Consider the following 23,973-nt stretch of genomic DNA (forward strand, 5'->3'; position numbering starts at 1 on the left):
TCGCGCTCCGACAAAGTCAGGGTCGCAGCCGTCCTCACCCGGTCGCCGGCTTGAAGGTCAGGGCAACGCCATTGATGCAGTGTCGCAACCCGGTCGGCGGCGGACCGTCGTCGAATACGTGGCCGAGATGGCCGCCGCAGCGGCGACAATGGACCTCCGTGCGGGTCATGCCCAAAGACCTGTCCACGGTCTTGCCGACGGAATTCGGGATTTCCTGCCAGAAGCTCGGCCAGCCTGTGCCGGAATCGAACTTGGTCTCTGACGAATAGACCGGCAGGCCGCAGCCGGCGCAAGCGAAGATGCCTTTGCGGTGCTCGTTGAGCAGCGGACTGGTGCCCGGGTATTCCGTGCCCTCCTTGCGCAGCACATTGAAGGCCGCGTCGGACAGGATGGCGCGCCACTCGGCTTCGGTCTTGGTAACCTCGAAAGTCTCAGCCGCGCGTGCATCCTGGGCTCCGCCCATGCGCAGCGCGGTGGCGCCTGCGACAACGCCAATGGCTGCCGCACCACTCAAAAGAAGCTCGCGACGGTTCATGGCCATTCCTCCTGTCATTGCTTGTGCCAAATTCGACCGCCACACGGAAATCAAAAGCCGGTGACGATCGCTGTCCTCAAAGCGGGACTCCGCGCCTATCCACATCTTGCGTGAACGGCGCGGAGCGTGCGCAGGGAGGCCCTTAGCGATATCTTCGCCGGCAGCGTGCGTTTGTTACATCTTCGGCAGGAGAACCTTGTCGACGACGTGGATGACGCCGTTGGACTGCTCGACATCGGCGATCGTCACATTGGCGACGTTGCCGTTCTCGTCGGTCACGGTGACCTTGCCGCCGTCGGCCTTGAGCGACAGTTCGCAACCACCGACCGTCTTGACCTTGTGGGTGCCGCCGTCGTTCTTGACCATCTTGGCGACGTCGGCGGCCATCGCTTTGGCGCCGATGACATGGCAAGTCAGGATCTTGACAAGCTTGTCCTTGTTTTCAGGCCTGAGCAGCGTCTCCACCGTGCCGGCTGGAAGTGCCGCAAAGGCCTCGTTGGTCGGCGCGAACACAGTGAAGGGGCCAGCGCTTTGCAGTGTATCGACCAGGCCGCCTGCCTTGACGGCAGCGACCAGCGTCGTGTGGTCCTTCGAGTTGATAGCATTTTCGACGATGTTTTTCTGGGCATACATGGCGGCGCCGCCGACCATCGGATTTTGAGCATAGGCAATGGTGGCGAGCGCGGAAATGGCGACCGTGCCGGCAAGCAAAAGGGTGGCGAATTTACGCATGATTTCAATCTCCTCGGGTTATCGTTCCCCTCATTTGGGAACGCAAGGAGATACGCGATAGAAATGCTGGAGTTTCGCCCTCTCCGCAAAAAAATATTTGTCGCTGCAATTTGCCGGGCTCGGATCGACAGCCGCCAACAAGCTTTGCAGGCGTCTACATCGCGGGAGATAGATTTCAGGTCTGCTTCCCGCGATGAGAAGCGGTCAGATGCTCTTCAGATCGCCCGCTGCGACCACCGGTCCAGTCGGCTGGCCGGTCGGTGAACCGCCGGCCGGCTCAACGCTGACCGCAAGCACGGCGCCTTGCGCCAATTTCTCCTGGACGGCGGGCGGGATGGCCAAATGCGCGGTCGCACCGGCCGGGATGACGCCCATCGACACCGGCGCCTTCTTGCCTTCGATCATCCACAGCTCGAAGTCCTTGCCGGCGGCCCGCTCGCCGGAAACGTGGGAAAGACCGACCTCGTGACGGGCGGCATCGTAGACGACGAGATATTTGACGTCGCTGCCTTCGGCCGCCAGCGAGGCGACAAGCCGCGCCTGCGGCGGCTCGGTGGACGGGCGGAAGTAAGGCACGGCGATGTAGATCGCCAGCGCCGCAATGGCGGCGGCGGCAAGACCGCGCCAGAAGCCAAGGCTCGACCACAGGCCGGCGCGCGGCTCTGCAGCGAAAAGCCGGCGGTCCAATGCTTCCTTGACCCTGATCGGAGGCTCTGTCTCCGGATAGGCGGCGGCCATCGGCGAAAGATGCGCCTCCCAGGCATCGACAAGGCGCGCGAAGGCGGCGTCCGCATCGATGCGGCGCGACGCGATCTCGCGTTCATCGGCGGCCAGAACGCCAAGAACGTATTCGGCGGCGAACAGGTCGTCGCCCCCACGTTCCGGTCCATTGTCGTCAGCCAGCGTCATCTCTCCAGGCATTCTCTCAGTTTCAACAGGCTGCGCCGCAGCCAGGTCCGCATCGTGTTCAGCGGTACGCCATAGCGCTCCGCCAGTTCGGCATAGCTTTTGCCATCCAGATAGGCGCCCCGAACGGCCGCCGCCCGGTCCTTCTCCAATTCCTCGAGACAATGGTAGATGCGTTCGGACTCACCGCCCGCCACGGCCATGGTCTCCGGCCCCGGCGCCGGATCGGCCACGTCGAGCGCGGCATCGATATAGGCGGCAGGCTCTCGCCGCGCCCTGATCCGATCGATCGCATGATTGCGCGCAATGGCCACCAGCCAGGAGATCGGGCTCAGATCCGAAACGGCGAAACGGTCCGCCTTCGTCCATATCTTGACGAAGACCTCTTGAAGCGCTTCTTCAGCATCTCCCCGATCCTTCAATACACGAAGGCAGACGCCGAAAAGTTTCGCGCTGGTCTGCCGGTAGAGCAGATCGAACGCAGCCCGGTCCTTCATCGAAGTCCGGACAATCAGGTTGCTGATGTCCTGCGGCGTCATTCGCTGCCAAATTAGGCGATTGTAATGTATTTGCAACGACTGAAATGGTCTTGCGCACCGGCAGCGCCAGCGTCGATTGCCAATGAAATCGCCGCCCGCTAGCTTGCAATGAGCGGGAGGGCGACCATGTCGATCGAGCGGGTTCTGTGGGAGCATGACGCAACCGGCCAGGCCGCACTCGTGCACAAGGGAGAGATCACACCGCAAGATCTCGTCGATGCGGCGATCGCCCGGGCCGAGGCCACCCTGCCGGAGATCAACGCCATCGCCGAACCGCTTTTTGAGGCGGCGCGGGCGCGAGCGAAAACCGTCGACCACAAGCTGCCGCTTGCCGGAGTGCCCTTTGCGCTGAAGGACCTCGGCATCGCCATGAAAGGCGTGCCGACGCATGGCGGCAGCCGCATCCCAGCTTTCACCCCCGATTTCAGTTCGGTGATGACGGAACGCTATCTGGCCGCCGGCCTGATCCCGATCGCCACCAGCACCGCACCCGAACACGGGCTGAGGCTGGTGACCGAGTCGGTGGCTTACGGCGTCACCCGCAATCCATGGAACACCGCGCATACGACCGGCGGTTCCTCGGGCGGTGCGGCTGCGCTGGTCGCGGCCGGCGTCGTGCCGGTGGCGCATGCCTCGGATGGCGGCGGCTCGATCAGGGTGCCTGCCGCTTGCACCGGGCTGGTCGGGCTGAAAACCTCGCGCGGCCGCGTACCCTTGACGCCGCTCGTCACCGAAAGCTGGTACGGCTTCGTCGTCGACCATGCGTTGGCCCGCTCCGTGCGCGATACGGCCCTGCTGCTCGACCTGACCCACGGGCCCGACCCGCTGTCGCCCTACGCGGCACCCTCGCCGAACGGCAGTTTCACTGCGGCCGCCGGGCGCGATCCGGGCAAGCTCAAGCTCGCCTTCTATCGAAAATCGCCGCTCGGCTTGCCGATATCCGAAGAGACGTTGAAAGCTCTGGATGCGGCGATTGCGCTGGCGCGCGAAGGCGGGCACGGCGTCGAGGAGATCGACCTGCCCTATATCGATCGTGATTTCATCGCCGATTTCGCCAGAACCGTCGCCGCGGCGGTGGCCGGCACGATGCGTGGCGAGGCCTTGCGCGTCGGCCGCTCCATCTCAGGCGACATCGAACGCGCCACGCGCGTGATGAGCCGGTTCGGTGAAATCCTCTCGGCCGGCGAAATCTATGCCGGCCTGCAGCGGCTGCACGCAACCTCGCGCCGGCTTATCACCGAAACCGCGCACTATGATGCAGTGCTGATGCCTGTCATCGCGCACCCGCCGCTCGCCTGCGGCACCATGGACCCGAAAGGCGCCGACGAATTCATCGAGAATGTCCTGGACAGACTGCGCCTCGCCGGCCTGCTGAAGTTCAAGCCGCTATTCGGCCAGCTGATGGACAAGAGCCTGTGGTTCACCCACTGGCCGGCGATCCAGAACGTCAGCGGGCAACCGTCGATCACGCTTCCGGTTTACGTCACCGATGCCGGCCTGCCGCTCGGCGTCCAGGCCGCCGGCCGCCCCGGCGACGAGGAAACGCTTTTGTCGTTCGCCGCGCAGATGGAAAGGATCTCGGGCTGGCTGGGCCGACGGGCGCCGCTGCAGCGGCCGGCATAGGCGGTGATTTGATCGATCGTGACAGCAAAGCCGTTTGCCCCGTCGTCTAATTCCCGCTAAGACGCCGCCGTTCATGCCAAGCTGGGATCCACGCCGATGACGGATGTCGCCGCCACCGCCGAAATGCAGGCCGCGCTGCTTTCAAGGGCGCTGCCCTACATGCAGCGCTACGAGAACAAGACGGTCGTGGTGAAATATGGCGGCCACGCGATGGGCGACATCGCGCTCGGCAAGGCTTTCGCCCGCGACATCGCACTTTTGAAACAATCCGGCGTCAACCCGATCGTCGTGCATGGCGGCGGGCCGCAGATCGGCGCCATGCTCGCCAAGATGGGCATCGAATCCAAATTCGAGGGCGGCTTGCGCGTCACCGACCAGAAAACCGTCGAGATTGTCGAGATGGTGCTGGCCGGGTCGATCAACAAGGAGATCGTCGCGCTGATCAATGCCGAGGGCGAGTGGGCGATCGGCCTGTGCGGCAAGGACGGCAACATGGTGTTTGCCGAAAAGGCACGAAAGACCATGATCGATCCGGATTCCAACATCGAACGGGTGCTCGACCTGGGCTTCGTTGGTGAGCCTGTCGAGGTCGACCGCACATTGCTCGACCTCCTGGCGCGGTCCGAAATGATCCCGGTGCTGGCGCCGGTGGCGCCCGGCCGCGACGGCCATACCTACAACATCAACGCCGACACTTTTGCCGGCGCCATCGCCGGCGCCTGCCAGGCGACGCGCCTGCTGTTCCTTACCGACGTGCCCGGCGTGCTCGACAAGGACAAGAAGCTGATCGACGAGCTGACCGTGGCCGAGGCCAAGGCCCTGATCAAGGACGGCACGGTCTCGGGCGGCATGATCCCCAAAGTCGAGACCTGCATCGAGGCAATCGAGCGCGGCGTCGCAGGCGTCGTCATCCTCAACGGCAAGACGCCGCATGCGGTGCTGCTCGAGCTGTTCACCGAACACGGCGCCGGCACGCTGATCGTGCCGTGAGGCCGGGTGTCTGAGGGGCTCATGCGTTTGGCGAAATAGCGGTCACGGACTTACGCGGCAGGCGTTCGACAACCATCGATTCCTCTTCCTCGTCTTGCGGCGCGCCCCAGAATTCGGCGAGCGTCGGGCCATTTTTGAGGCGGCGGTCGCGGACCAGAAAGCCCCAGACTTCGCGAAACCAGACGCGGCGGCCCATTCTGGTGTACCAGCGCATCGAATGCCGTTGCTCCGGATCCTTGTGGAACAGGATGCGCGCCAAGGCCTTGGGCCGCGACTGCACCGCCAGTTCGATCAGCTTGACGGCGAAGAACAGCATCCACGGCTTGAGGCGGGTCATCCGCAGGACCTGATGCTTGTAGTCCCACAGGCGGGCGTCCAGCTGGATCACCTTGCGGTCCTTGGCAATCCTGAAGAACGGCGTCCAGCGATGCGGCGTCACATAGAGCGCCTGGATCTGGTCGGGGTCATAAGCGATCAGCTGGCGGAAGCCGCGCCAGAGGTCGCGCAAACTTTCGTCCTCGAAACCGGCCACCCAGGTCGCCATCGACAAGATGCCGTTGAGGCGCAGCAGCCGTATCGCCTCGCGGTCGGACGAGGTGCTGCCGCCCTTGCGGATCAATGCAAGCGTCCGCTCGTCGGTGTTTTCCATGCCAAGCAGCCAGCGGATGACGCCGGCCCGGCGATAGAGATGCAGGCTGTCGGCGTCGCGGACGATGTCGTCGGCGCGGGTGGAGCCGACGATCAGCACCGGCACATTCTCGGCGATCATCGCATCGAGAAAGGCGCGCCAGGCTTTTTTGGACGACGTCGGGTTCTCGTCGGCAAGGTTGATCAGCTCGACGCCATGCTCGCGGTATAGCCAGGCAATCTCCCGCGCGAACTTCCCGGGGTCGCGGTGCCGCCAGCGCGTCCAGAAGCCGCGCTGGCCGCAATAGTTGCACAGATGCGGACAGCCTCGCGAGAACTGCATGACCACCGCGCGCTTGCCTCCCCAATAGCTGTAGCGACTGAGGTCGATCAGTTCCCAGCCGATGCGGTAGTCGTCCAGGTTGGCGATCGTTCTTGCCGGCTTGGTGGCAAAGGGCTGGCGCAAATCGTCAGGAAAGGCGATGCCCGCCACATCCGACAGCGGCTTGCGGTTTTCAAGCGCTTCGACCAGCGCGACGATGGTCGCCTCGCCCTCGCCACGAACGATGAAGTCGAAGACATTCGTTTCAGCCAGTATGTCGCGCCAGTGATAGGTCGGAAACACGCCGCCATAAATCAGGATTGCCGCCGGATCGATGTGCTTGACCATGCCGGCGATCAGCAGGGCTGTCGGATGCGCAGACGTCGAGCCGGAATGGCCGATCAGAATACAGTGGGATGATCGCTCAACGCGTCCCGGACCAGCGTGGCAAGCGCCATCGGCCCGAATTCGGCGTCCACAAGCCGCACTTGATGTCCCGCGTCGATCAGCGGACCGCCCAGTGCCAGCAAACCGAGCGGCGGCAGATGGTCGTCCGGCACGCGGCTGCCGATAGCTGTATGTGGCGGATTGATCAGGACGATTTTCATGGCGGACCTTATGCAATGGCGGTCCGCATGTCGTAGTCGGCGATCTAGCTCTGGAGATTGGCTCGATTCAGCAGTTCGTGTGCAGCTTTTCCGCAGAAATGCCTATCGTCTGAGATGTGCAAGCGGGACATGGCCTGGCCCCTTGATGTTCTGCAGCACAAGCTGCGTGTGTACGTCGCGCACGCCTTCGAGCCGCATCAGCCGGTGCATGACGAAGGCATTGAGTTCGTCGACCGACGGCACCATGACATGCAGCAGGAAATCGTAGTCTCCAGTCATCGTCCAGCACGACGACACCTCGTCCATGCGCTGCACGGCGGCGATAAAGTTTTCGGGCGAGCCGTCGCTGTGGGTTACGAGGCGCACCTGGATGAACACCTCGACCATCAGCCCGACGGCGCGGCGGCTGAGCACCGCAGCGAAGCCCTTTATGATGCCCGCCTGCTGAAGGGCCTCGAAGCGCCGCGCGCAAGGTGTCGTCGACAGGCCGATCTCCTGCGCCAATTCGGAGACCGGCTTGCGCCCGTCGCGCTGCAGGATGTCGAGCATCTTGATCTCGAATTCGTCAAACTGAGGCATTTTCACTCTCCCAAAGCTCGATCGTGGAGCCTTTTACCTCCAACCCTGCGTTTGAGCCACCATCAAAGCTGATTTGCCTCGCGCCATCCGGCTAGAATTTCCGGCAATCCGCTGATCATGATTTCCAGGGAGAGCAAGCCATGACAATGAACGTTGCCGACTATGCCCGCGAATGCGCGGCGCGAGGTCTTCGCGGCGATTATTCGGTCTGCCGTGCCGATTTCACCGTGGCGCAGGGCTACAATTATAACGACGAAGAACAGGCGGTGTGGCGCACACTGTGCGACCGCCAGACGAAGCTGACCAGGAAGCTCGCCCATCATTCCTATCTCGATGGCGTTGCGGCGCTCGGCCTTCTCGACAAGATCCCGGATTTCGGTGCGGTCAGCGAGAAGCTGCGCAAGTTCACCGGCTGGGAGATCGTCGCCGTGCCGGGGCTCATCCCCGCCCAGCCGTTCTTCGACCACCTCGCCAACCGCCGCTTCCCGGTCACCAACTGGCTTCGAACCCAAAAGGAGCTCGACTACATCGTCGAGCCCGACATGTTCCACGATTTCTTCGGTCACGTGCCGATCCTGACGCAGCCGGTCTTTGCCGACTTCATGCAGATGTATGGCAAAAAGGCCGATAGCGTGATTGCGCTCGGCGGCGACGAGATGATCACCAGGCTTTACTGGTACACCGTCGAATACGGGCTGATACGCGAGCCGGGCCAGCCGCTGAAGGCTTTCGGCGCCGGGCTGATGTCATCCTTCACGGAGCTTCAGTTCGCGGTCGAAGGCGGCGAGGCGCACCATGTCCCGTTCGACCTGGAAACCGTGATGCGCACCGGCTACGAGATCGACAAGTTCCAGCGTGCCTATTTCGTGCTGCCGTCGTTCGACGCCCTGCGTGATGCTTTCGAGACCGCCGATCTTGCGGCGATCGTGGCGCGCCGCAAAGGCGAGCCAGCGCTCGACCCGGCGAGCCTATAGGCTGTCGGCTGTTTCCAAAGCCTCGGCCTTCAGCCGGGCCAGCTGGTCGCGCTGAAGGTCGAGCGACGCCGTGACGAAGCGCAGGATCGTGGCGAGTTCAGTGTCGCTGAATGTGGCGATCACCTTTTCCCCCTCCTGCGCGATCGCGCCATAATAGCGCGTCGATAGTTCTCGCGTGAGTTCCGTCGCCTCTATGACCACCTTGCGCCTGTCCTCGAGGCTGCGCGTTCGTGTCAGCAGGCCGCGTGCCTCCAGCCGGTCGATCAGCGCGGTGACCGCGGCCGGCGTCAACCCTGTTGCGGCCGCGACCTCGCCAGCCGATCGCGGGCCGCCATAGAGCAGCGCCAGGCAATGGCGTTCCGCCATACTCAGCCCAAGCTTATCGCCCACTGCCTCGTCATAAGCCTGCGTCGCGTCCTGCCAGCCCATAATGGCAAGGCTGACGGCGGTCTTCATGTCGGCCCGATTCATGTTTGACGAATTTATTTCGATCATCTAACTATCAATTTGCATAACATTACCGCCATTATAGTAATATGCTGCATCAGGCGCAAGGCAAAGGCCTGTCGCAGCCTGCAAGGAGTGAAACATGAATCAGACCCCAACGCGCGGCCCATTCACACCGGCCGAGGAGTTCAGATATGCCAAGCTGGCGATGGAGTGGTATGGCTGGGGCTCTCCCATTGGCCTTGGCATCGCTCTGGTGGCGCTGGCGGCGGCCGCCCTGCTGTTCCGCATCGCCATCGTCGGATTTTGACAGTCTGGCAGCGGCGCGGTTGAATGCAGCAGAAGGCTTAGGGCCGAGCTCAGGCGGCTTCGGAAATATCGCGGTCGATGATCGACAGATTCCGGCCGCGATGCTTGGCCTCGTAGAGCCGCTGGTCGGCGGCGCGCATTAGCTCCGACACTGCGGCGTCTCTGCCGCAGGTGATGCCGCCAATACTGACTGTCAGCGGAACCGTTCGTTCGTCGACGGGCCGGAAACGGATACGCTCGACTTCACGGCGGATGCGCTCGGCGATGCGCCTGGCCTCGTGTTCGGTGGCACCAATCAGAAGGGCGCAGAATTCCTCGCCGCCGATGCGGCCAAGCACGTCGCCGCTGCGCACGCCACGCTCTATCGCGTTTGCAATCAGGAGCAGCGCATCGTCGCCGATCAGATGGCCGTAGCTGTCGTTGATGGTCTTGAAATGGTCGGCATCGACGATCAGCAATGCCCCGCGATCGGATTTGCGCCGGGAGCCGTCGAGAGCGGCAAAGAAACTTTCGCGGTTGAGCATGCCGGTCATGTCGTCGCGGCTCGCCTTTTCCGCCAAGCGCCTGTGTGCGGCGGCGAGTTGGGCATGGGCGCGGGCGAGCTCGCGATGCGCGGTCTGCAACCTTTCGCCCTGCCAGAACGTATAGGCGCCGACGCTCCAGGCCAGCGCGAGCGGGCACACGGTGGATGTCAGCCAGATGGTGCGATTGATCGGAAACCCCATTGCCGGCACGACGATCAGCGTCAGCAAAAGCGAGACCGCGACGGAGGCGAAAGCGATGGCGGCAGACTTTAGAAATATGCGATTCATCGCTTGCTCCCACTGGTCCGTCTTGGTTCCAGCAAAGCGCTGAATGTCACCTTTCGGCGATGCTTAAGATTTTAATCATGGCGCCATTTTTACCACCCAGGGCGCGCATAGGTTGTGGATAAACCTCCTGTTAGAAAGATCGTTTCGTGCCATAAGGACGTATGACGACACTTCCCGACCCCGCCCGCTTTGCCCATGTCACCGACTGGGTGTTCGATCTCGACAACACGCTTTATCCGCATCATTCGAATCTGTTCTCGCAGATCGATGTGAAGATGACCGCCTACGTCGGAGAATTGCTGACGCTGCCGCGCGAGGAAGCACGCAAGCTGCAAAAGGAGCTCTACCGCGAATATGGCACGACGCTGAACGGATTGATGACGCGCCACGGCATCGACCCCGACGATTTTCTCGAGAAAGTGCACGATATCGATTATTCCTGGCTGGTGCCCGATCCCGTCCTCGGCACCGCCATTCGCCAGCTTCCCGGCCGTAAATTCATCTTCACCAACGGGGATCGCCGGCATGCCGAACGCACCGCGCGGCAGTTGGGCATTCTCGAGCATTTCGATGATATTTTCGATATCGTCGCAGCCGGACTGAACCCGAAGCCGGCGCGGCAATCCTATGAGAAATTTGCCGAACTCCACGCCGTTACCGGACAAAATGCGGTGATGTTCGAAGATCTTGCCCGCAACCTGTCGGTGCCGAAATCGCTGGGCATGACCACGGTGCTGGTGGTGCCGCGCAATTTCGAGCCGACCTTCTCGGAAATCTGGGAACGCGACCCGGCCAACGAGGACGATGTGGACTTCGTCACCGACGACCTCGCCAGCTTTCTCACGGCGATCGTGGAAGTCCCTGCTTGAGGCAGCCGGCGCGCTTCAAGTCCTTGCTTGCATGTCAAAGTTTATAGAAGCGGCTGACGATCCCCCAGGCCTCGTCAGCGGTGTCGACGAAATCGATGATATCCTGATCGCCGGGTGTGATCGTGCCTTGCTCGGCGAGGAAATCGAGGTCGATCGCCTTTGCCCAGAAAGCCTTGCCGAACAGAATGACCGGCACGCGTTCCATGCGGCCGGTCTGGATCAGGGTCAGCGTCTCGAAGAACTCGTCCATCGTGCCGAAGCCGCCTGGAAACACCGCAACGGCCTTGGCACGCATGACGAAATGCATCTTGCGGACCGCGAAATAGTGGAAGTTGAAGCAGAGTTCCGGCGTCACGTAGGCGTTTGGCGCCTGCTCGTGTGGCAGCACGATATTGAGACCGATCGACGGCGCGCCAACATCGTCGGCGCCACGATTGCCGGCCTCCATGACACCCGGCCCGCCGCCGGTCACCACGACGAATTCGCGATAGTACGAGGTGGCCGACTGCTGTGAGCAGAGGCGGGCGAATTTGCGCGCCTCCTCGTAATATTTGCTGTTTTGCTCGAGGTTCTTCTTCTGCGTCTCGTTCTTGGCCGCCCAGGCTTCGCCGCCGGGCTCGGGAATGCGCGCGCCGCCGAACAGGATGACGGTCGATTGGATGCCGCGCTCGGCCAGGATCATCTCCGGCTTCAGCAGTTCGAGTTGCAGCCTGACCGCGCGCAACTCGCGCCGCGTCATGAAATCGGGGTCGTTCCAGGCCAGCCGATATGTCTCCGCGCGCGTTTGCGGCGTGTCCGGCACGCTTTTCGATCGCTCCAGATCCTCGTCCGAATGCGGCAGCGGCGTCCATCCCGCCTTTTCCATGGGAGTCATATTTGCTTTACCCGTCCAATCATTCACCTGCGCCGTCCCGTGACGCTGCCGCGATTGACCCTCCCCAAGCCTTCACATAGGGTCCGCGCGACTTTCAAACAGGTTAAGGCGCCGGCCCTTAACAGCTTGGTAATGGAGCGAATTCATGTCGAAGCCCGATCTCGCGAGCCTCGAGGAGATCATCGAGAACGCCTTCGAGGAACGCGACACGATTTCGACCGCAACCCGCGGCGAGACGCGCGAGGCCATCCAATCGGCGCTCGACCTGCTCGACCGGGGCGTCGCACGCGTCGCCGAGCGGCAGGCCGACGGCAAATGGCACGTCAACCAGTGGCTGAAAAAAGCGGTGCTGCTGTCCTTCCGGCTCACCCCGATGGAGATCATAGAGGGCGGTCCCGGTCAGGCGGTATGGTGGGACAAGGTGCCCTCAAAATTCGACGGCTGGAGCGCCGTCGATTTCGAGAAGGCGGGCTTCCGCGCCGTGCCGTCGTCGATCGTGCGCCGCTCCGCCTACGTCGCGCCCGGCGCCGTGCTGATGCCGTCCTTCGTCAATGTCGGCGCCTATGTCGACAGCGGCACCATGGTCGACACCTGGGCTTCGGTCGGCTCCTGTGCCCAGATCGGCAAGAATGTGCATCTGTCGGGCGGCGTAGGCATCGGCGGTGTGCTGGAGCCGATGCAGGCCGGCCCAACCATCATCGAGGACAATTGCTTCATCGGCGCCCGTTCCGAAGTGGTCGAAGGCTGCATCGTTCGCGAAGGCTCGGTGCTCGGCATGGGCGTCTTCATCGGCCAGTCGACCAAGATCGTCGACCGTGCCACCGGCGAGATCTTCTACGGCGAGGTGCCGCCTAATTCCGTCGTCGTCGCCGGCTCGCTGCCGGGCAAGCCTTTTCCAAACAACGAGCCCGGCCCCAGCCTCTACTGCGCCGTCATCGTCAAGCGGGTCGATGCCAGAACCCGTTCCAAGACATCGATCAACGAATTGCTGCGCGATTGATCTTTCTCAACGAATACGGACGGAATTCGCTTGCCTGATAGATCAGACCTCATCTGGCTTTTCTTCAAAGCTTCGGGCCGCGTCAGCCGCGCGGCCTATTTTCTTGGAGGACTGCTGGTGGCCATCATACAGGCCTTCCCGCTCTACCGTTTCACGCTGGTGCCGGAGGGCACCACCGAGAGCAACATGTGGTCGTTCATTTTCTTCATCGCCTTCATTGCCTCGCTTTGGTCGAACGTGGTGCTGGCGGTCAAGCGGTTGCACGACCTCGACAAGCCGGGCGTTGCGGCGCTGGTGCTGTTCGTGCCGGTTGTCTCGATCATCGCTTTCCTCGTGCTTTGCCTGTTTCCAGGGCAACCCGGCCCCAACCGCTACGGCAAGCGCACCAACGCCCCGGCCGAACCCTGAGCACCGATCGGACATTTCGTCATGCGCTACCGCTCGCTTGATCCGAAACTGATCCTCGAAACCGCCGAACGGCTGGAAGGGCGCGTCGCCGAGCGCTTTCCCGATGCAGGCTTGCGCGGCGTCGCCGCCGAGCTCGTGTCGCTGTCGCGCGATCTGGCAAAGGCAGCCAAGGCGCTGGAGGCGCCGATCTGGTGGCTGCGCGGCCTCATCATCGCCGCCTTCGTCGTCGGAGCGCTGATGTTCCTGTTCGTCGGCACAATCCTGCCGCTCGGCCGCATCTCGGGAAACCACGATGCCTTCCAGTCGGTGCAAGGCATCGAAGCCTCCCTCAACATGATCATCCTCGCGGTGCTGGGCTTCCTGGCCCTGATTCGCTCCGAGGAGCGGATCAAGCGCAAGCGGGTGTTTCGCCAGCTCCACGGGCTGCGGTCGCTGATCCACGTCATCGACATGCACCAGCTGACCAAGGATCCGGCAACGCTTTCAGCCAGTTTCAAGCCGACTGCGCATTCGCCAGCCCGCATCACCAACGCCGCCGACCTTGCCCGCTATCTCGACTACTGCTCCGAAATGCTGTCGATCACCGGCAAGATCGCCGCGCTGTTCGCGCAATCGGTGAATGACGCCGTGGTCATCGACGGCGTCAATGACATCGAGAACCTGGCTTCGAACCTCTCGCGAAAGATCTGGCAGAAGATCACGCTGATCGAAACCCCTCATGGGCAGCCGGCACGTGCGGCGAAGACCGATCCCGAGCCGGGCCCGCCGCGCCGGCCTGCAGTCCGCAGACGACCGGGGCCGGCAAGCTAAAACCGGCAACCCGGCGGCAGATCCGCTAGAGCGGTTCATCGTTTCGCAGAAACGCCGAACCGCTCTATCTTTTTTGTTTTGACGCAATTCCGGACGGAAAACCGCTTCACACTTTTCCTGGAATTGCTCCAGAGCGGCGGAGCGGGGAGTTCCGAAAGCCCGGTTTTGCGCCGGATGCTCTAAGCGAATGTTAATCACCCTGGCCCAGCATGCCGGCGAAGACTGTGTCGACCGGCACGGAGCGCTCGACTGGCAAGCGACCTATCCCTGACCACCAAGGAGCCGCGCAAAACGTGGAGCGCCGCCGCTCGCCTGTTTGCCTGGTTCTCTTCGCCGATGAAATTGGAACCGGAAGCTGTCCGCGCCCGGCTTCTCGACACCACCTTCGACCGCAAATTCGCAGTCCTGTTCGGCACCATCAGCGTTCTGTTGGTTGCGGTCAGCGCCGCTCTTGCCACCGGGGATTGGTGGCCCTACGCCTGGATTGCCGCCGACCTGATGCTTTTCACCGTCCGCGTTCTGCTGATGCGGGAATGCGAGCAGGCCCGCAGGCGCGGCTCGAAAGGGCCGCTGGCGGGCCTGATGGCAGCCAGCGGCGTCTGGTCGGTCGTTTTCGGCCTCGGCTGCTATGGCTGTGTTGCCAGCGGGAATATGGCGCTTTCCGTACTTGCCGCCTTGAATGTCGCAGGCGTCGTCGGCGTGGTGTCGTCACGCAATGCGGCGACCCCGCGCTTCGCCATATTCGTCATGTTGGCCGTAAGCCTGCCTTACGTGGTCGGCGCATTGTTTTCTGCGGCGCCCGGAATGCCGATCGTCGGAATTCAAACGCCGTTCTATGTGGTCGGCGTCATCATCGTGCTGCTTCAGAACCACGCAATCAATGCCCGCATGATCCGCGCCGAACTGGACAATCGCGACCTGGCCATCAAGGACGCGCTGACCGGCCTGCCAAACCGCATCTTCCTGCAGGAGAAATTGCGCGACATGTGCCGCGACCTTGCGGCGCCGGCCGCCAATGGCGGCAAGCCGTTTGCAGTGCTCAGCATGGATCTCGACGGTTTCAAACAGGTCAACGACCGTTTTGGCCACGCCGTCGGCGACGTGCTGCTGCGCAAGGTGGCCGAACGATTGAAGCGCGGCTTCCGTCCGGGGGACGTGGTCTTCCGCATTGGCGGCGATGAATTCGTCATCCTTTTGCCCGCAACCTCGGAGATCGAGGCCACCTACCTGGCAAAGCGGGCCATCGAAAAGGTCTCGGTGCCTTTCGACCTCGGGGTCGGTTCCGCCATCCATGTCGGCTTGAGCGTCGGCAGCGCCTTCGCACCCGCCGACGGCGGCGATCCGGAAATCCTGCTCACCTGTTCCGACCATGCGCTGTACGAAGCCAAGCGCACCGGCAAGGGCCGTTACTGGGCGCCTGTGCGGGCTACGATCTGACGGTCGCGACAACGGCTTCCGGCGACAGGCAGGGCGATCCGCTTCTCTCCTGCTCGGCCGCGCGCACCAGTGCCGCCACGCGCTTCAGCAAAGGTGCCGGCGTGCCGGCCTTTTCGGCCAAACGCAGGACCGCGCCTTGCAGTTCGCCGATCTCCGTCGGCCGGCGGCGCTGAAGGTCATCCCACATCGACGAACGCGCGGCCGGATCGATGGCAAGCATCCGCCGCGCCAAGAACTTGAACAGCCAGTCGGGCAGGCGAAGCACTTTCGGCAGCAGCGCGGGACGCAGGCCGGCGATGCGAGCGGGTTCGATGCCTGTCGCCGTCATTGCCGCCAATGCTTCGTCGATCTGGCCGGCCAGGATCAGCCGCCAGCGGCGATCGGCAAGCTCTGCCACCAGCGGCAGGCCGGAAAGCGCCACCAGCGCGTTGTTGAGGTTGAGCAGCAGCTTGCCCCATAGCACCGCTTCGATGTCGCCATGCGTGGCGACGGCAAAGCCCTCGACGTCGAGCAGTTCGTCAAGGCCTGTCGCGCCCTGTTCGATCATCACCTTGCCGCCGCTGGCGCGGTGCAGGCGAAGCGGCAATTCGCCCTCCGCCGATTGGACCACGTTGAACGGCACCATGCCCGCGAGCACCCGCCGGGCGGTGAGATGGGCTCGCAATTTATCGGCATTGTCGACGCCGTTCTGCAGACTGAGTATCACCGCATCCGGTCGGGCATGGGCCGCAATAAGCCCGGCCATGTCCTGCGTCGCGCCGCTCTTGACCGTTGCCAGGATGACATCGGCACCGGGGAATGCCGCGGCCGGATCGGCGGTGACCGACAATGCCTCCGGCTTGACGGATCGGTCGCGGCCATCACGGTCGGTGATGCGCAATCCACCTTTTTGCAGCGCCTTCTCGATGCGAGGCCGCGCCAGCAGAACCACCTTTCGCCCGGCAAGTATCAGGCAGCCGCCGGCGTAGCATCCGATACTGCCGGCACCTGCGATTACGATTGTCTTGCCACGCGTGACCATGCAATGGCCCTGCCTTGGTCGAGAGGCCTTTGCCGCAATCATACGGCATGAAAACCATAATGTCGGCGGCATGGCTGGCCCTTATGTCTGGCCGTGACAGGCCTTGCGCTTTCGACTATCGCTTTTGCCCATGACGCTGCCTACCGATCCGACCAGAAATCTGGCTGCTCTCATCCGCTGCGCTTCCGTGACGCCCGCCGAAGGCGGTGCGCTGAGCGCGCTGGAAGAAATGTTGAAGCCGCTCGGCTTTGCCGTCGAGCGCCCGGTGTTTTCCGAATCCGGCACACCTGACATAGAGAACCTTTACGCGCGGCGTTCCGGCAACGGCCCGCATCTGATGTTTGCCGGTCATACCGATGTGGTGCCGGTGGGCGATGAAACAGCCTGGACGCACCCACCCTTTGGCGCCGAGATCGCCAATGGCGAGATGTTCGGCCGCGGCGCCGTCGACATGAAGGGCGGCATTGCTTGTTTCGTCGCGGCGGTAGCGCGACATATCGCGCAGAAGGGCGGCCCGAAGGGGTCGGTCTCGCTGCTGATCACCGGCGACGAGGAAGGGCCGGCGATCAACGGCACGACGAAACTGCTCGAATGGGCGGCTGCCAAGGGCGAGAAATGGCATGCTGCGATCGTCGGCGAGCCGACCAATCCCGATGCGCTCGGCGATATGATCAAGATCGGCCGGCGCGGCTCGCTCTCCGGCACGGTCGTCGTCAACGGCCGCCAGGGCCACGCCGCCTATCCGCAGCTAGCCGACAACCCGGTGCGCGGCCTTGTGACGCTGGTCGACGCCTTGCTTCACCCCGTCTTCGACAACGGAACAAGGGATTTCCAGCCGACCAATCTTGAGGTGACCTCCATCGATGTCGGCAATCCTGCCACCAACGTCATCCCGGCGAAGGCGGCGGCTACCTTTAATATTCGCTTCAACGACACATGGACCGCCGAGACGATCCAGGCCGAGATCCACAACCGCCTCGACCGGGCGGCGAAACGCAAGAAATACCGCGCCGGCAAGAAGACGCCGGTCGACTACGAGATCGTCTGGCGCGACGGACCGAGCCACGTTTTCCTGACACGCGACGACAGGTTGATCGAGACGCTTGGCGGCTCGATCAAGGCGGTGACCGGCAGGAAGCCGGCGCTCTCCACCTCCGGCGGCACCTCCGATGCCCGCTTCATCAAGGATTATTGTCCGGTGGTCGAATTCGGACTGGTCGGCAAGACCATGCACATGGTCGACGAACGCGTGGCGATTGCCGACCTCGAGACGCTGACGCAGATTTATCTGCGCTTCGTTGAAGACTGGTTTGCGCAGGACATATCCTAGTGATGCTTTCAGCGGATGAAACCTACGCTTCGCTTGCCGGTGCCTGGCGGCTGATGCTCGGCAAAGCCGATGGATTTCGCCTGCTCGACCTTTCGGCGGACGGTTTCTGGAACTCCTTTTTTGCCATTGTCGTCGCGGCGCCGGCACTGATCGTCGGCTGGGTCGGTATTGCCAACGAGATCGGCGATCCCAACGCATTCGTCGGCCGTTTCAGCATGTTGATCCGCCTGGCAACCGTCGATATCGGCGCCTGGGTGCTGCCGCTCATAGGCCTCGCCCTGGTGGCGCCGCGGGTCGGCGTCGGCGGCCGATTCGTCCATTATGTCGTGGCCAGCAATTGGGCCTCGGCGATCATCGCCTGGATGATGCTGCCATCGGCGTTGATCCGGCTCTTCCTGACGTCGGCCAACGAAGTCTCCGGACTCGTGTCGCTGCTGTTGTTCGCGCTGTCGATGGTCTTGACCTGGCGGATGACCAACGTTGCGATCGGCAGGGGTGCGGCCACCGGCAGCGCCGTTTTTGCCGGCATGTTCGTGGCGTCGCTGATCGTCCTGTTCGGCCTGCAGGCGCTGCTCGGGATCAGCGTTCCGGATCAGCCAGGCGTCGGATAATCGACGCCGACGAGAAACAGCCCGTCGGGCGGCGCCACCTGACCGCAGGCCGCACGGTCGCGCGCCTCAAGCGCCGCCTTGAGGTCGGCAACAGTCCAGCCGCCTTCGCCGACACGTTTGAGCGAGCCGACCATCGAGCGCACCTGGTTGTGCAGGAATGACCGCGCCGAAGCGCGGACCTCAATGAAATCGCCGGTGCGGCTGACATCCAGCCGGTCGAGCGTGCGGACGGGACTGGTGGCTTGGCACTGGGTCGAGCGGAAGGTGGTGAAATCATGCCGGCCAACCAGCACCTTTGCCGCCTCGTGCATGGCACCGGCATCGAGCTGCTTCGGTACCCACCAGATCTTGCCCTTGTCGAGCGCCGCCGGCGCGCGGCGATTGACGATGCGGTAGAGGTAATGGCGGCCGATCGCCGAGAAACGCGCATCGAAGCCATCCGGCACGACTGCGGCCTTCAGGATGGCGATGCGCACCTTGGCCGCTTGCAGATGCGCGTTGACTGCGTCGCGCACCTTGTCGCCGGGCCATGCCTTGATCAGATCGACATGCGCCACCTGAGCGGTCGCATGGACGCCAGCATCGGTGCGGCCGGCGGCGCGCAGCGAAACCTGCTCGCCACAGAACTTCTCGATCGCCCGCTCGATCGCCTGCTGCACCGAAGGCTGGTTGGCCTGGCGCTGCCAGCCGGCGAAGAGACTGCCGTCATATTCGATGTCGAGGCGAAAACGCGGCATTCCCGGATCGAGGCGAAATCAGGCGGCGAGGGCTGAGCCGAAGGCCGAGGCGTAGACCAGCATGCCGGTCTCCGGCGCCTCGCCCCAGGCAAGCGCCTGCAAAGCCTCGCTTTGGTACTCGCTCTCGAATTTTGCTGCACGGGCGCGGCTGTAGCCGAAACGGCCATAGTAAGCCGGATCGCCGAGCACCACGGCGAGCGTCTCGCCAGCAGCCTTCAGGCGGATATGCGCCTCGCGGACCAGCGCACCTCCGATGCCGGTGCCGTGGAACGACGGCTCGACCGCCAAAGGAGCCAAAGCCACCGCCGGGAAGCTCTTGCCGCCATTCTGCACGAAAAGCCGTGAAAACAGGATATGGCCGACCACTTGCCCGTCTTCGTCCGCCACCAGTTCGACGACGGCATCACCGCCGGTGACCAGCGCGTCGACCAGTCCGGCCTCCGTCTGCTGGCCGAATGCGTGTTCTTCGACAAGGCGGATCGCCTCGCGGTCCCGCGGCGTCGCCGCGCGTATGGACATCATGCTCATGACAATTTCATTCCTTTTTCGAGCTTGGCCCCGCGCAGAAACTCCTGCGCGGCAATGGGCCTTCCGCCCGCACGTTGAACTTCGACCGGCCTGATCGCGCCTGACCCGCAGGCGACCGTCAGCCGGTCATCGAGAATTCCTCCCGGTTCGCCGGCGCCTTGCGAGAGCGTCGAGCGAAGCAGTTTCAGCCGTTCCACGCGGCCGCCGATTTCGGCCTCGCACCATGCACCGGGAAAGGGCGACAGGCCGCGAATCTGGTTGTGCACGTCGCCGGCAGGTCGCAGCCAGTCTATGCGAGTCTCCGATTTATCGATTTTCTTGGCGTAGGTCACCCCCACCTCCGCCTGTGTGGTAAATGTCAGCGTATTCCGCTCCAGCCGTTCGAGCGCTTGCACTATCAGCGAAGCACCCAAGACCATCAGCCGATCGTGCAGATCGCCGGCCGTCATGTCGGGTCCAATGGCGCATTTTTCAACCATTGCCACCGGGCCGGTGTCGAGGCCTTCCTCCATCCGCATCACCATCATGCCCGTTTCGGTATCGCCGGCCATGATGGCGCGCTGGATAGGGGCAGCGCCGCGCCAGCGCGGCAGCAGCGATGCGTGGCCGTTGAGGCAACCGAGCCGCGGCGCCTCGAGAATGGGTTTGGGGAGGAGCAGCCCGTAGGCGACGACCACGGCGACGTCGGCACCTAAGGCGCGGAACGCCTCCTGCTCCGCCTCGCCCTTCAGCGACACCGGCGACCGCACCTCGATGCCAAGCCGCTCCGCCTCGCGCTGCACCGGCGACGGCGTCAGTTCGAGCCCGCGCCGGCCGCCGGCGCGCGGCGGCTGCGTGTAGACGGCTGCCAACTCGTGCCCGGCCCCGGCAATCGCCCGCAGCGTCGGCACGGAGAATTCGGGCGTACCCATGAAGATGACACGCAGGGGCATTCGTCGACGCCTACCCCACCATCTTGCCCGGCGCCTTGTCCCTGGCGAGCTTCTTGAATTTCTTGACCACCATGTCGCGCTTCAGCTTGGAGATGTAATCGATGAACAGCACGCCGTTGAGGTGGTCGATTTCATGCTGCAGGCAGGTCGCCATCAGCCCCTCGGCCTCGATCTCCTGCAGCTTGCCGTCGCGGTCGAGAAACTTCACCCGCACCGCCGCCGGACGCTCGACCTCGGCATAGTAATCCGGGATCGACAGGCAGCCTTCCTCGTAGACCGAACGCTGGTCGGAGCTTTCGAGGATTTCGGGATTGATGAAGACGTGCGGTGCCGGCGTCTCGTCCTCTTTGGCCAGGTCGATCACCAGCATGCGCAAGGGTTCGCCGACCTGGATCGCTGCGAGGCCGATGCCGGGCGCGTCATACATGGTGTCCAGCATGTCGCCGGCCAGTTTGCGCAAATCCCCGTCGACACGCTCGACCGGTTTTGAAACCTGACGCAGGACGGGATCGGGAAGGATGATAAGCGGCTTGATCGACATGGCGTCTCACCTAAGACCTCGCAGGAAAAGCGTCAACCGGGGCGCCTTCGGGTCGTTCACGTTTTGATCTGTGCTGGCAGACCGAATCATCTATGCTGTCGACATGAACGATCTGGCCACCATCCTGTCCGAACCTGTCGCCCGCCTAGGCGCCACCACGATCACGCTCGGCCATGCCCTGGGTTTCGGCGCAATGCTGTTCCTTGGACTGTTCGTGGCGCTCGTCGTTGCGCTCTGGCGATCGGCCAAGGCGCGTGCAGTGGCGGCCGCCGAAGCCGCCGACCACGCCCGCGACGCCGAGGTGCGGATGGCCGGCATCTTGGCAAGCCAGGCGGAAATGCAGGGCCGCATGGGCGCCATCGCCGAAGTGTTCGGGGCGCGCCAGGCGGAACTGACACAGTCGATCGGCCAGCGTCTCGATGCCATGACCGGCCGCCTGGGCCAGACCATGACCGAGCAGACGAGATCGACGCATGAGAGCCTCGCCAAGCTGCAGGAACGGCTGGCGGTCATCGATATCGCGCAAGGCAACATCCAGTCGCTGGCCGGCCAGGTCGTGCAATTGCAGGCGATCCTTTCCAACAAGCAGACGCGCGGCGCCTTCGGCCAGTCGCGTATGGAAGCCATCGTCGCCGACGGATTGCCGCACGGCGCCTATGAATTCCAGGCGACCTTGTCGAATGGCAGCCGGCCCGACTGCCTGGTGAAGATGCCGAACGGCGCACCGTCGCTTGCCATCGATGCAAAGTTTCCGCTCGAGGCCTGGAATGCCATCCGGGCCGCCGAAGGCGCCGAACTGCAGAAGACCGCCGCACAGGCTTTCCGCCGCGACATCGAGGTGCATGTCCGCGATATTTCCGAAAAATACCTGATCCAGGGCGAGACGCAGGACACCGCCTTCATGTTCGTGCCTTCGGAATCGGTGTTCGCCGAAATCCACGAGAATTTCGAGGCCGTTGTCCAGAAGGCGCATCGCTCACGGATCGTCATCGTCTCGCCATCGCTTTTGATGCTGTCGATCCAGGTCATCCAGGCGATCCTCAAGGATGCCCGCATGCGCGAGCAGGCACACCTGATCCAGGGCGAGGTTATCCGGCTGATGGAAGACGTCTCCCGGCTAGACGAGCGGGTGCGCAAATTGCAGACGCATTTTGGCCAATCGGCCAAGGATATCGACGACATTCTGGTCTCGACATCGAAGGTGACCAGGCGCGGACAAAAGATCGAGGCGCTGGAGTTTGGCGTGCAGCCGGCGGAGGACACCGCTGGTTCGAATGGCAGCGGAGCAAAAGCGGAAAGCAGCCCGCGCGTCGCCGATTCGAAAACCGGGCAGTTGAGGCTAAGGGTCGTCGAAGGCGACGATTGAGAGCTGCGCCGGAACCGGAGGCTTCGCCCCGGTCTGGCGCTACTGCTCCTCGATGATGGTTGTGCCTTCGAATTCCGGCAGCCAATGCAGCGCCGAGCGGTGCCAGATCTGCTTTCTCGGCACCAGTTGCTCGCGCTGCCGTGCCGTGCCGACCCTGATACCGTAAACCTTCGGTCCCTCGCCCGCCGACGTGGCGTAGAGATGCGAGCCGCACTCACCGCAAAATGCCTGGGCGCGCTTGGCGCCGCTCGAACCGGTCTTGATGTAGATCTTCGGCGTGCCCTTGGTGATCCTGTAATTGTCCTCGGACGCCGGCACGGTGACGCGAAAGGCCGTTCCGGTTAGCTTCTGACAATCGATGCAGTGACAAATGGTGGTCTTTTCCGGATCGACTTCGGCCTCGTAAGTGATAGCGCCACAATGACACGCGCCGTCGATTTTCATCTTCGTTCCTCCTGGAGCTTTTGCCCGCAATCATAACCGGGACTGCCCGATGGCGCAGCCATTTCCTCAGGCCGGTTCCCCTCCGGACGCCGCCAAGGCCTTGCTCCGGCGTTCCCAGGTGCCGGTGGTCTGCGGCTTGACGAACAGCCGCGTCACCTCCGGCATCTCCGCTTTCAGCCGCGTCTCGAGGCGCTCGACACAGGTCTCTATCTCCGGCGCCGACAAATGATCCTCGAACTCGATGCTCAAAGCGGCGACGATCTCCTGCGGACCCATATGCAGCGTCAGCACGCCATTTGCCCGTTGCACCGCCGGGTCCTGCTGGACGATGGCCAGCACCTCTGTTTGCACCTCGGGCGAGGCCGGCTCGCCGAGCAGCAGGCTCTTGCTTTCGCGCGCCAGGAAGATCGCGGTCCCGCCCAGGATCAGCGCGATGCCGATCGACGCGGCGCCGTCGAGCTTCGGCATGTCCAGCAGTTCCGCCGCCAATATGCCGGCGAAGGCGACAACGAGGCCGAGAAGTGCCGCGCTGTCCTCGAAGAGTACGGTGTAGACACTCGGATCCTTGCTGAGCTGCACCGCCTCGAGCCAGCCGTGGCTGCCTTTTTGGTGGCGGAATTCCTTCAGCGCCACCAGCCAAGAGGTGCCTTCGAAGAGGAAGGAAAGGCCGAGGACAGCGTAGTTCACCTTGGCGTTGGCGATCGGCTCCGGCGCCATGATGTGCATCACGCCTTCGTAGAACGATATGCCGGCGCCCAGTGCAAAGACAAGGAGCGCGACGATGAAGCTCCAGAAGTACAGCTCGCGGCCATGGCCGAGCGGATGCGTGCGGTCGGCCGGGCGCGCGGCACGGTGCATGCCGTAAAGCAGCAGGCTGCCATTGCCGGTATCGACGAGCGAGTGGACGCCTTCCGAGAGCATTGCCGAGCTGCCCGTGAACAAGGCAGCGGCGAATTTGGTCAGTGCGATCGCAAGATTTCCGGCGAGCGCCGCATAGATCACTTTTTTCGACCCGCCATGCGCCGCCATGGTGTGCTGCCCTGGTTGATGCCCCGAGATTGG

General features: G+C 63.2%; 27 protein-coding genes and 1 pseudogene. 12 read left to right on the forward strand and 16 right to left on the reverse strand.

Annotation, left to right across the window (positions count from 1 at the left end; all coding sequences use genetic code 11):
- Positions 1 to 34 precede the first annotated feature (34 nt).
- The 4 genes from msrB to NKH60_RS09135 form a co-directional block, all read right to left on the reverse strand.
- Positions 35 to 535 carry a peptide-methionine (R)-S-oxide reductase MsrB gene (gene msrB, locus NKH60_RS09120; RefSeq protein WP_352615007.1) on the reverse strand — a complete coding sequence of 167 codons (501 nt, stop codon included), beginning with the start codon at positions 533 to 535 and terminating at the stop codon, positions 35 to 37.
- Between the two features lie 174 nt (positions 536 to 709).
- Positions 710 to 1,267, reverse strand: coding sequence for a fasciclin domain-containing protein (locus tag NKH60_RS09125; protein ID WP_352539955.1), 558 nt, complete (start codon positions 1,265 to 1,267; stop codon positions 710 to 712).
- A 204-nt stretch (positions 1,268 to 1,471) separates the two neighbouring features.
- Entirely contained in the window at positions 1,472 to 2,176 is a 705-nt protein-coding gene (locus NKH60_RS09130; RefSeq protein ID WP_352472348.1) for an anti-sigma factor, read from the reverse strand.
- Positions 2,173 to 2,712: a sigma-70 family RNA polymerase sigma factor gene (locus tag NKH60_RS09135; protein ID WP_352540035.1), complete on the reverse strand. Its 540-nt coding sequence runs from the start codon at positions 2,710 to 2,712 to the stop codon at positions 2,173 to 2,175. The genes NKH60_RS09130 and NKH60_RS09135 overlap by 4 nt, the downstream gene beginning before the upstream one ends.
- A 126-nt stretch (positions 2,713 to 2,838) precedes the next feature.
- On the opposite strand from NKH60_RS09135, the gene NKH60_RS09140 reads away from it, so the two are divergent.
- Positions 2,839 to 4,335, forward strand: coding sequence for an amidase (locus tag NKH60_RS09140; RefSeq protein ID WP_352472349.1), 1,497 nt, complete (start codon positions 2,839 to 2,841; stop codon positions 4,333 to 4,335).
- Between the two features lie 96 nt (positions 4,336 to 4,431).
- Positions 4,432 to 5,325 carry an acetylglutamate kinase gene (gene argB, locus NKH60_RS09145; protein ID WP_352472350.1) on the forward strand — a complete coding sequence of 298 codons (894 nt, stop codon included), beginning with the start codon at positions 4,432 to 4,434 and terminating at the stop codon, positions 5,323 to 5,325.
- A 19-nt stretch (positions 5,326 to 5,344) separates the two neighbouring features.
- Here the strand turns inward: argB and bchE are convergent.
- Both bchE and NKH60_RS09155 read right to left on the reverse strand, forming a co-directional pair.
- A pseudogene (gene bchE, locus NKH60_RS09150) lies at positions 5,345 to 6,882 on the reverse strand (magnesium-protoporphyrin IX monomethyl ester anaerobic oxidative cyclase).
- A 102-nt stretch (positions 6,883 to 6,984) separates the two neighbouring features.
- The gene (locus NKH60_RS09155) at positions 6,985 to 7,461 is read right to left on the reverse strand and encodes an Lrp/AsnC family transcriptional regulator (RefSeq protein WP_352455982.1); all 477 of its coding nucleotides are present in this window, start codon (positions 7,459 to 7,461) and stop codon (positions 6,985 to 6,987) included.
- Positions 7,462 to 7,601: 140 nt separating this feature from the next.
- Between NKH60_RS09155 and phhA the strand changes: the two genes are divergently transcribed.
- Positions 7,602 to 8,435, forward strand: a complete 834-nt coding sequence (phhA, locus tag NKH60_RS09160) for a phenylalanine 4-monooxygenase (RefSeq protein ID WP_352615014.1) — start codon at positions 7,602 to 7,604, stop codon at positions 8,433 to 8,435.
- Here the strand turns inward: phhA and NKH60_RS09165 are convergent.
- Positions 8,430 to 8,930 (reverse strand): MarR family winged helix-turn-helix transcriptional regulator, encoded by a 501-nt coding sequence (locus tag NKH60_RS09165; protein WP_352850026.1) that lies wholly within the window; start codon positions 8,928 to 8,930, stop codon positions 8,430 to 8,432. The genes phhA and NKH60_RS09165 overlap by 6 nt on opposite strands.
- Positions 8,931 to 9,024: 94 nt before the next feature.
- Here NKH60_RS09165 and NKH60_RS09170 point away from each other — a divergent pair, with 94 nt between their 5' ends.
- Positions 9,025 to 9,192 carry a hypothetical protein gene (locus tag NKH60_RS09170; RefSeq protein ID WP_352472352.1) on the forward strand — a complete coding sequence of 56 codons (168 nt, stop codon included), beginning with the start codon at positions 9,025 to 9,027 and terminating at the stop codon, positions 9,190 to 9,192.
- Between the two features lie 49 nt (positions 9,193 to 9,241).
- On the opposite strand, the gene NKH60_RS09175 is transcribed toward NKH60_RS09170, so the two are convergent.
- Positions 9,242 to 10,003, reverse strand: coding sequence for a GGDEF domain-containing protein (locus NKH60_RS09175; RefSeq protein ID WP_023677477.1), 762 nt, complete (start codon positions 10,001 to 10,003; stop codon positions 9,242 to 9,244).
- Between the two features lie 161 nt (positions 10,004 to 10,164).
- Between NKH60_RS09175 and NKH60_RS09180 the strand changes: the two genes are divergently transcribed.
- Positions 10,165 to 10,872 carry a pyrimidine 5'-nucleotidase gene (locus NKH60_RS09180; RefSeq protein WP_352455977.1) on the forward strand — a complete coding sequence of 236 codons (708 nt, stop codon included), beginning with the start codon at positions 10,165 to 10,167 and terminating at the stop codon, positions 10,870 to 10,872.
- Positions 10,873 to 10,906: 34 nt separating this feature from the next.
- Here NKH60_RS09180 and NKH60_RS09185 read toward each other — a convergent pair whose 3' ends face one another.
- Positions 10,907 to 11,746 (reverse strand): LOG family protein, encoded by an 840-nt coding sequence (locus NKH60_RS09185; RefSeq protein WP_352832661.1) that lies wholly within the window; start codon positions 11,744 to 11,746, stop codon positions 10,907 to 10,909.
- 145 nt (positions 11,747 to 11,891) lie between these two features.
- Here NKH60_RS09185 and dapD point away from each other — a divergent pair, with 145 nt between their 5' ends.
- From dapD to NKH60_RS09205, 4 genes are all read left to right on the forward strand, one after another.
- Entirely contained in the window at positions 11,892 to 12,746 is an 855-nt protein-coding gene (gene dapD, locus NKH60_RS09190; protein ID WP_352455975.1) for a 2,3,4,5-tetrahydropyridine-2,6-dicarboxylate N-succinyltransferase, read from the forward strand.
- Positions 12,747 to 12,776: 30 nt separating this feature from the next.
- On the forward strand, positions 12,777 to 13,154 hold the full coding sequence (locus NKH60_RS09195) for a DUF805 domain-containing protein (protein ID WP_352455974.1): 378 nt from the start codon (positions 12,777 to 12,779) through the stop codon (positions 13,152 to 13,154).
- A gap of 21 nt (positions 13,155 to 13,175) precedes the next feature.
- A complete protein-coding gene (locus NKH60_RS09200) occupies positions 13,176 to 13,964 on the forward strand; it encodes a hypothetical protein (RefSeq protein WP_352455973.1) in 789 nt (262 codons plus the stop codon).
- 336 nt (positions 13,965 to 14,300) lie between these two features.
- Entirely contained in the window at positions 14,301 to 15,401 is a 1,101-nt protein-coding gene (locus tag NKH60_RS09205; RefSeq protein ID WP_352813998.1) for a GGDEF domain-containing protein, read from the forward strand.
- On the opposite strand, the gene NKH60_RS09210 is transcribed toward NKH60_RS09205, so the two are convergent.
- The gene (locus NKH60_RS09210) at positions 15,391 to 16,422 is read right to left on the reverse strand and encodes a 2-dehydropantoate 2-reductase (protein ID WP_352835748.1); all 1,032 of its coding nucleotides are present in this window, start codon (positions 16,420 to 16,422) and stop codon (positions 15,391 to 15,393) included. The two genes, NKH60_RS09205 and NKH60_RS09210, sit on opposite strands and share 11 nt — an antisense overlap.
- 130 nt (positions 16,423 to 16,552) lie before the next feature.
- Here NKH60_RS09210 and dapE point away from each other — a divergent pair, with 130 nt between their 5' ends.
- Entirely contained in the window at positions 16,553 to 17,752 is a 1,200-nt protein-coding gene (gene dapE / locus NKH60_RS09215) for a succinyl-diaminopimelate desuccinylase (protein WP_352472355.1), read from the forward strand.
- Positions 17,753 to 17,754: 2 nt separating this feature from the next.
- Positions 17,755 to 18,363, forward strand: coding sequence for a transporter (locus NKH60_RS09220; RefSeq protein WP_352455970.1), 609 nt, complete (start codon positions 17,755 to 17,757; stop codon positions 18,361 to 18,363).
- Here the strand turns inward: NKH60_RS09220 and truA are convergent.
- The 4 genes from truA to def are packed head-to-tail and all read right to left on the reverse strand — an operon-like array spanning position 18,345 to position 21,101.
- Positions 18,345 to 19,100: a tRNA pseudouridine(38-40) synthase TruA gene (truA, locus tag NKH60_RS09225; protein ID WP_352835749.1), complete on the reverse strand. Its 756-nt coding sequence runs from the start codon at positions 19,098 to 19,100 to the stop codon at positions 18,345 to 18,347. The two genes, NKH60_RS09220 and truA, sit on opposite strands and share 19 nt — an antisense overlap.
- Positions 19,101 to 19,118: 18 nt before the next feature.
- Positions 19,119 to 19,628: a GNAT family N-acetyltransferase gene (locus NKH60_RS09230; RefSeq protein ID WP_352835752.1), complete on the reverse strand. Its 510-nt coding sequence runs from the start codon at positions 19,626 to 19,628 to the stop codon at positions 19,119 to 19,121.
- The gene (gene fmt, locus NKH60_RS09235) at positions 19,625 to 20,554 is read right to left on the reverse strand and encodes a methionyl-tRNA formyltransferase (protein WP_352835804.1); all 930 of its coding nucleotides are present in this window, start codon (positions 20,552 to 20,554) and stop codon (positions 19,625 to 19,627) included. Before fmt ends, NKH60_RS09230 begins: the two co-directional genes overlap by 4 nt.
- A gap of 16 nt (positions 20,555 to 20,570) precedes the next feature.
- Positions 20,571 to 21,101, reverse strand: a complete 531-nt coding sequence (gene def, locus NKH60_RS09240; protein WP_352539945.1) for a peptide deformylase — start codon at positions 21,099 to 21,101, stop codon at positions 20,571 to 20,573.
- Positions 21,102 to 21,204: 103 nt separating this feature from the next.
- Here def and NKH60_RS09245 point away from each other — a divergent pair, with 103 nt between their 5' ends.
- Positions 21,205 to 22,467, forward strand: a complete 1,263-nt coding sequence (locus tag NKH60_RS09245; RefSeq protein ID WP_352835755.1) for a DNA recombination protein RmuC — start codon at positions 21,205 to 21,207, stop codon at positions 22,465 to 22,467.
- Positions 22,468 to 22,506: 39 nt separating this feature from the next.
- On the opposite strand, the gene NKH60_RS09250 is transcribed toward NKH60_RS09245, so the two are convergent.
- Both NKH60_RS09250 and NKH60_RS09255 read right to left on the reverse strand, forming a co-directional pair.
- On the reverse strand, positions 22,507 to 22,911 hold the full coding sequence (locus tag NKH60_RS09250; RefSeq protein ID WP_023676952.1) for a GFA family protein: 405 nt from the start codon (positions 22,909 to 22,911) through the stop codon (positions 22,507 to 22,509).
- A 66-nt stretch (positions 22,912 to 22,977) separates the two neighbouring features.
- The gene (locus NKH60_RS09255; protein WP_352835758.1) at positions 22,978 to 23,940 is read right to left on the reverse strand and encodes a cation diffusion facilitator family transporter; all 963 of its coding nucleotides are present in this window, start codon (positions 23,938 to 23,940) and stop codon (positions 22,978 to 22,980) included.
- Positions 23,941 to 23,973: the final 33 nt, after the last annotated feature.

Source organism: Mesorhizobium sp. M1006 (assembly GCF_040318825.1).
Classification (GTDB): domain Bacteria; phylum Pseudomonadota; class Alphaproteobacteria; order Rhizobiales; family Rhizobiaceae; genus Mesorhizobium.